This is a genomic window from Granulosicoccus sp. 3-233, from assembly GCF_052681095.1.
Window position 1 is genome coordinate 1 of record NZ_JBQYLE010000033.1, and the last position, 6,650, is coordinate 6,650.

Sequence of the window (6,650 nt, forward strand, 5' to 3'; positions counted from 1 at the left end):
ACTGGATGCGCTCATGCCGTGGAATATGAATTAGGGGCGGGTTGAAACGCAGAGGACCCTGTTACGTTGGCGCTTACATTGTAACCGGAATCTCAAGGGAGGTTCTTGAGGCAAAGGTTCAGCCTGCCATTGTGGCTTTTCTAACGGAGCGAGGGTTGATCCTCTCGACAGAGAAAACTCACATCACCCATATCGACGATGGCTTCGATTTCCTCGGGTTCAATGTGCGTAAATATAGTGGGAAACTGCTAATCAAGCCGTCACGAAAGAGTATCAAAACCTTTCTTGATGACATCCGCACACTGATCAAATCTCACCCGACGATCAAGACTGAGAGTCTGATCCGGTTTCTCAACCCCAAGTTGAGAGGCTGGGCAAACTACTACCGTCACGTCGTCTCGAAACAGACTTTCTGCAAGGTCGATAGGGCCATTTTTCAGGCGATTTATCACTGGGTACGACGAAGACATCCGAATAAGGGAGCAAGCTGGGTAGTTGACAAGTATTTCAAGCATCCAGCCCCCACCAACTGGTGGTTCCATGCGAAAACACGTACAGTTGATGGGAATGCCGACATGTTCAGACTAGTCCACTTGGCCAGTATCAGAATCGTTCGACATGTCAAGGTAATTGCAGCAGCAACACCTTACGATCCAAACTACACCACATACTTCGAGCAGCGGAGACGTCAGCGCCGTTTGTCCAAGCGTGAGGAAGTATGGTTTTCCGTTTAACTCTTTATACTGCTGGGTCATGCTAATGGCTTCTGCAAAGGCTTGAGCCGTGTGCGGGAAAACTCGCATGCACGGTTCTCAGGAGGGTGGCGGCTGGTGACAGTCGCTGCCTATCCGATGGTGTATCTCTAATGGTGGATTGATGGTGTGGTAACTACCAATCAACCAGATACGCCGCTTTTTTTCAACCTTGCTCAGACACCACTTTCAACCATACCTCTCGTCAGATCACCTCTGAAACTCTATATTTCATAGCCATATGACGATGAGATTTCCCCGCAATGTGACCGTATCTTCTCAATCCCTTCACGCGTGAGATGCGTCTTCCATGACTGGGTGGTGCTTTGAGCCAAAAAAACGCTATCGCTAACTTCTCTTTTCAATCTCATAAAATCATATTTTTCGCAGGCTTCAACTACAAGCTCGCTTGAATATATCATCCCCATATCGGCCAATGCACCTTCAATATACCTCACTGCATCATTTTTAAGATCCTCGAACCTAACCACTACCCATCCGTTCTTTTTAGCAAGATTCATACAAGACGCCATATCCATTCTCGCACCAGGAAGTCTGATCATACAATAATCTACAAAATCTGCTGTTACATTGCCCTTAGCATCATAGACGGCAAATCCAACCTTACCACTCAAAGCTCTGGCTGCCGAACAAACCACTTCGCGCGGATCCCTGACTACATATAACAACCCTGCTTTGCCTTTAAAATGCATTGCATGTGTGTGCAAGACAACACCCGAAGTACAAAATTTAACATCATTCTGACTATATGCCAGACCACATATATGCGAAACGAGTTGAGTAACCCACGTTGTTCCACTCTTAGGATAACCACATACCACCATACTATCTACCCTATTAGCCTCCTTAGAAAGATAATTTCTCAGGGCAATTGATGAAACCCTAGACCTAAACCGCTTAACCGAATATAGCTTATTCATACTATCCCTTATTATTCATTCACCATCGAAAAACCAATATCTCAAATCACAGCATAAGTGATTGAATTAAATCTGTAAGTGCAACTCAAGTAGTCGATCCTGCCTGACTATATGGCAGCCTTCAAAATCCCCATATTTCTCATCACGAAAGCGGCACTTGTGCCGATCGACAGCAGCAACAACGTCTTTTTGAGGCAATGATGACCCATTTTCAAAAGGCAAATAAATATTGCCAGTGGGCACGAAGCAACCTGAGGTTGTACTGAAGGCCGCCCCGACCGATGCCACACGGCAAAGCATGAATGGCATCGCCGTCTTTGCCTTTCAATGGACAACGCTCCAGGCGTCCTTTGTTTTTCATGTGCCCGATCATCGCCTCCTCCATGCTGCGACGTCTCAGACGTTTCTTGTCGCGATAGCTCAATTTCTTGCCTCGGTGTATGACTCTCACTCTGGGCTTGTGCCGTCCTCTATGTAAGCGCCAGCGTAACAGGGTATCCCGCGTTTCTACCTGCCCTTATTTCATGTTCCACAGCATGAGCGCATCCAGTGCCTCATCCGTGTCCGCTGTGGCGATCCGCTCGATCACATATTGCAGGTAGGCATACGGGTTCGATGCCATTCGCAGTAGCGCACCAGGTGTTCCCACTGGTTGAGCGTGTAATTGATCGCCTTGCGCGTCAGCGTATCCTTGGCCACTGTCGGTTGCTTTTGCTCGAGCCAGAGCTTGAACTTTGCAAGCTTCGGTATCGCCTTTTTCTGGCGCTCTTTCCAACGCTCATCATCATCAAGATCGCTCCATTCCCGCTCAAGGCGATACAGCGCATTGATGTGCGAGAGCATGACCATGGCCACGCTTGGTTTGCCCTTGTCCGGTGTCGTGTGTGTCTTGATCGCTTCCGCCACTTTCCTTCTGGCATGGTCCCAGCACCCCAGGTGAACGACTTTTTTGGCCGCGCAGGGTTTGTCATAGCCACTGTAGCCATCACTCTGGAAGTAGTTGCCTGTGAAGTGCTCAAGCAGTCGCTCGACCACCGCACCGCCGCGTGACTTGTCATAGTTGAAGCTCACCACCGTCTTGCCCGGTGGGCCTCCTCTAAGCAACCAGATCCACTTATCACCGGTTGCCGCCATGCCCGGTTCCTTGAGCACCTGAAGCCTGGTTTCGTCGCCCTGAAGGTAATCTGCTTTCATCAACTGGGCTTCCAGTCGACGTAGTAGAGGCTGCACGGTCACCGACAGACGAATGATCCAGTTTGCCAGGGTGGTTCGGGTGATCTCACCACCGTAGCGAGCCAGGATCTTCTCGAGTCGGTACAGCGGTAGAGCATCAGCGTACTTGGCGATCACGACCCAGGCCAGCAGATTGATGGATGCGACACTGCGACCGATCGGATGCGCAGGACGCTCGGCGGCCTTGAGACTGCGCTCACCGTGCTCATCGAGAAACACCGCCTTTTCCTGCATGATCTCGATCACCTGCACCTGGGCAGGGATGATATCGAGCTCTTCCTTGACCTTGACGAAGAAGGTTTCCAGAGCGCCTTCACGCTCCTCGTCAGACAGCGTGATGAAGCGCTGTATACGTGGCAGATCCGCCGAGAAGCCCTTGCGTGCTTTTTTCTTGCGAGGCTTCTTCTGCTTACCAGGATCCTTCTGCTCATCATCCGGATCGATTTCACCATCATCACTGTCCGGCTTGCCATCGACCAATGTCTCTGCTTCATCAGCAAGCCAATCGTCCTGCAGCAGATTCTTTTCACTCTTGCTGCCAAACTGGCGTTGCTGCATCAGCCGCAGTCGCTCTTCGAGCACGGCGATGAGTGCCTGTTGATTAGCGAGGCGAGCCTCGTGATTCTGGAGCAGCGAATGCGACTCAGCCAATTGCTCTTCCTTCTCGCTCAGCATCTTTTGCTGCTCGAACAACGCCACCATCATCGCGTCGGGAGTCGATAACCCCGTTGCTGCGAAGCGTGTGAAGTCTGGCATTTCCAATGGCTCTGACATGGGCTCCATTATAACAACAATTGCTCAGCAAACGGACTCGTATTGCAGTATTTGATGTGGTTTCATCGAGGCAATGTCGTACCCGTCAAGCAGCCAATTGAGTTGCTCGCCGGTGATCGTCAACAGCTCTTCACCGTCTTCTGGCCAACGGAACTTCTCCTCGGCCGTGAGCTTTCGGCAGTAGCGCTCAAATTTTCGGATTAATGGTCTATCGACCGCTCGTCATTTGTCAGTCGGATAGTTCCACGGTAACCATTTCTCCGGCATGGCCCGTACCGCCAACTGATTACGCTGCACGCATTGCAGGTAGTCGAAGGCGTTGGCCTCGCACTCGGTACAGGTGGCCAGGATCGAGGTGATGACGTCCGATACGTCGGCACCATTCTGCGTTTTGAAGAACAACGAGTTCTTTCGGGCTCGTACGATCAGTTTGATCAGTCGCTTGATTTCGTTGTTATCCACCGGTGCGTTGAGAACTCGACAGAAGGCACTCAGCCCCTCGAAGTGCCGTACCAGGTAGGCCATGGCCTGACCCAGATTGCTGTTCGGCTCCACCGACCCAGCCTCGGATAGCTGTTGCTCACACCACGCTTTGAGCTTGTTCATGTGGGGCAGTGAGTGCTCCTGGTGGTAGGCCAGTCGCTGCCCACTATCCAGAGCCACGCGTTTGCAATGCGCCTCATTGGCCCAGACCGGTTCGTAGCATTCCAGAACAAATACCACCTCCCCTGGGTGCTGATCCACCAGCTCGGCAAAGCCCCGCCTGAAGTGTGCATTGCACAACGCCTTGTCGTACTGCGCTTCGGTGACGTGATTCGAACTCAGGGCATCGCTCATCAGTACCGGCTTGCCCAGCTCGGGGTTGCGGGCGCGCAGCAGCTCATCGAGCCACTCGCCGGCATGTCCGATGTTGGTCTGGAAGAGCACTAATCGCCTGAGCGTGCCTTCTGGTGGGCCAGAGCCAGGCTCACTGAGTATGCATTCGGCCAATGCGGCCGAGGTGTACACGCCGCTGCGCCACTGGGTTCTGCCAGCACGCTCTTTCTCAATCGGCACCTTGTTCAGGATCCGGTTGGTCGTGTCATCCAGATAATATCGTTGGGCATCGGCCGCCAGGGCTTTGAGTTGCTGGAACACCGGCTGGCAAGCATCAGCCAGCTTCTGGCATTGATCAAATTGCGTGGAGGCGGCAATGTGCACACCGAACAGCTGCTGCAGGGTTTCCTGACGATACAGGGGGCTACCCCCGTAGTAGCGCTGTATGCCCATCATGGCAATGGCGGAATAGCCGTACTGCTGGTCGGCTCGCCCATCGGTTCTGACCGCCTCCGGTAACTCGGCGGTGAAGACTTCTCCGCAGCCATTGCAGCGTAACTGCTCGATGATGTGTTGCTCTCGGGTGAGCGGCGAGTGAGCCGTTATCCGAAGCAGTGTCGCCGGGTTGTATTTATACACCTTGCCCAGCGAACAGCCAGGGCAGCTGTCGCCCTTGCTCAAGCTGTCAATGCTGTGATGATGCACCGTTGGTCTGGTAGTAGGGATGCCTGTTCGGCGCTTGTTCTTGCCCTTCCGACCGTGCGTGCCTTTGGGGCGAGCTGGCTTCGCATTGGGGTCTTCATTAGCGCTGTCGGGACGAAGCTTGCTCAGCTTCTCGGACGAGCCGACCATGCCCAGCAGCTTCTTCAGCTTGGTCAGCGTCAGATCGTTGTTGTGCAAGCGCTCCTGCATGTTCGCCAGCATCAGCATGGCGCTCATCAGCACATCGTAGTCATCGCTACTGAGCGCCAGATTGTGATCGCGCGCCTCGCGAATACGATCCATCAAACCATCCAGCTGCTCTTCACTGAGCTCGCGCACGGCCGGGACTTCTGGTCGGGTTGATGCGTGGCTATTCATCGGGTCACAGGGATGCGCGGGGGTTAACCATAACGGAAACAGCCGGATGTTGTAAGGAAGAAATGCCCGCCGTCGATGACACGGCATCCTGCGGTTGCCACGGTTCACCATTGATGATCTGACGCAGTTCGCGTGCACTGGCGGCACTCAACGCCTCTTGCCCTGTCGGCCAGTGTTTGAACTTGCCACGCGACAGGCGCTTGGTCATCAGCCAGTACCCGGTACCGTCGTAACTCAACGCTCGTATCATCGTCCGCGCACGGTTGATGAACACGAAAATGGTTCCGTCGCGTGGCTCCAGCAGCAGATGGTTCTTGCATAACGAGACGAAGCCATCCACCCCTTTGCGGAAATCGGCAGGCTGAACACCGAGCTGGATGCGCGATTCATGCGTGAGCAGAATCATGCCGGCATCCTCACGCTGCTTGCCGCTGCCAACGCCTCATGCAGCGACACGCCCGAGACCAGACTCAGCTGAACTCCATTGGGCAGTGTGATCGATAACTCGGGATCTCGAGCAACAACGTCGGGCATGACACGCGTGGGCTCTTCGGGCAAAACAACGAACGAGCTCTGAGTGAGCACCGGCTCCTCCTTTGCCCACTGCTTGAGTGCGCTGGCATTGACACCCAACGCTTTACAGATCGTGAAGGGGATATGCTGGTCAAGCAGTGCCACCGCCAGGGAGCGTAGGTGTCTGGGCGTAGGTTGGCGATGGGTACGCTGTGCTCTCCAGTGCTCGAAGGCGACCTGGACATCGATCAGAGAGGTCGGGTGGGAATGGCTCATCAAATTCTCCAGTGCGATTGGCTGTGATCTCCCGAGTTCGACAGCAAATGACGTAAGCTATTGATTGCATTGAAGGTGGCTTGTCAAATTGCCACTACAGCAGTGATAACTGGCGCGATTCGACCGGTTTGGCGACGCTCAGTGAGTCCAGGAGAGAGCCTTGTTCCTTGGACAAGGTAGAGATGCCCGAGTGGGCTTTATCGTTGAGCACGATCTTGTGGCGCTGTATTCGACGCAGTGATTGCAGGGCACGTTCCGGGGATAA

General features: G+C 53.5%; 8 protein-coding genes and 1 pseudogene. 1 reads left to right on the plus strand and 8 read right to left on the minus strand.

Going from position 1 to position 6,650, the window contains the following annotated elements; all coding sequences use genetic code 11:
* The first annotated feature begins 155 nt into the window (after positions 1–155).
* Complete coding sequence (locus tag ACUNV4_RS30030) at positions 156–734, plus strand: group II intron maturase-specific domain-containing protein (RefSeq protein WP_430882368.1); 579 nt, start codon at positions 156–158, stop codon at positions 732–734.
* A 242-nt stretch (positions 735–976) separates the two neighbouring features.
* Here the strand turns inward: ACUNV4_RS30030 and ACUNV4_RS30035 are convergent, their stop codons facing one another.
* The 8 genes and pseudogenes from ACUNV4_RS30035 to ACUNV4_RS30070 form a co-directional block, all read right to left on the minus strand.
* Positions 977–1,693: a sulfotransferase domain-containing protein gene (locus ACUNV4_RS30035; protein ID WP_430882369.1), complete on the minus strand. Its 717-nt coding sequence runs from the start codon at positions 1,691–1,693 to the stop codon at positions 977–979.
* A gap of 217 nt (positions 1,694–1,910) precedes the next feature.
* Positions 1,911–2,168, minus strand: a pseudogene (locus ACUNV4_RS30040) (IS5-like element ISGpr5 family transposase); the annotation flags it as partial.
* A 42-nt stretch (positions 2,169–2,210) separates the two neighbouring features.
* Positions 2,211–2,315 carry a transposase domain-containing protein gene (locus ACUNV4_RS30045; RefSeq protein WP_430882370.1) on the minus strand — a complete coding sequence of 35 codons (105 nt, stop codon included), beginning with the start codon at positions 2,313–2,315 and terminating at the stop codon, positions 2,211–2,213.
* Entirely contained in the window at positions 2,279–3,682 is a 1,404-nt protein-coding gene (tnpC, locus tag ACUNV4_RS30050; RefSeq protein WP_430882371.1) for an IS66 family transposase, read from the minus strand. Before tnpC (ACUNV4_RS30050) ends, ACUNV4_RS30045 begins: the two co-directional genes overlap by 37 nt.
* Positions 3,683–3,724: 42 nt before the next feature.
* Positions 3,725–3,901, minus strand: coding sequence for an IS66 family insertion sequence element accessory protein TnpB (gene tnpB, locus ACUNV4_RS30055; protein WP_430882375.1), 177 nt, complete (start codon positions 3,899–3,901; stop codon positions 3,725–3,727).
* A gap of 21 nt (positions 3,902–3,922) precedes the next feature.
* Positions 3,923–5,596, minus strand: a complete 1,674-nt coding sequence (gene tnpC / locus ACUNV4_RS30060) for an IS66 family transposase (RefSeq protein WP_430882372.1) — start codon at positions 5,594–5,596, stop codon at positions 3,923–3,925.
* A gap of 4 nt (positions 5,597–5,600) precedes the next feature.
* Positions 5,601–6,002, minus strand: a complete 402-nt coding sequence (gene tnpB, locus ACUNV4_RS30065; protein WP_430882373.1) for an IS66 family insertion sequence element accessory protein TnpB — start codon at positions 6,000–6,002, stop codon at positions 5,601–5,603.
* Positions 5,999–6,385, minus strand: coding sequence for a hypothetical protein (locus ACUNV4_RS30070; RefSeq protein WP_430882374.1), 387 nt, complete (start codon positions 6,383–6,385; stop codon positions 5,999–6,001). The genes tnpB (ACUNV4_RS30065) and ACUNV4_RS30070 overlap by 4 nt, the downstream gene beginning before the upstream one ends.
* Positions 6,386–6,650: the final 265 nt, after the last annotated feature.

Bases quoted from the DNA above. Each gene is read 5' to 3' on its own strand.
- ACUNV4_RS30035 (WP_430882369.1), bottom strand. From the start codon at position 1,693: ATGAATAAGCTATATTCGGTTAAGCGGTTTAGGTCTAGGGTTTCATCA.
- ACUNV4_RS30045 (WP_430882370.1), bottom strand. From the start codon at position 2,315: ATGGCATCGAACCCGTATGCCTACCTGCAATATGTGATCGAGCGGATC.
- tnpC (WP_430882371.1), bottom strand. From the start codon at position 3,682: ATGCCAGACTTCACACGCTTCGCAGCAACGGGGTTATCGACTCCCGAC.
- tnpC (WP_430882372.1), bottom strand. From the start codon at position 5,596: ATGAATAGCCACGCATCAACCCGACCAGAAGTCCCGGCCGTGCGCGAG.
- tnpB (WP_430882373.1), bottom strand. From the start codon at position 6,002: ATGATTCTGCTCACGCATGAATCGCGCATCCAGCTCGGTGTTCAGCCT.
- ACUNV4_RS30070 (WP_430882374.1), bottom strand. From the start codon at position 6,385: ATGAGCCATTCCCACCCGACCTCTCTGATCGATGTCCAGGTCGCCTTC.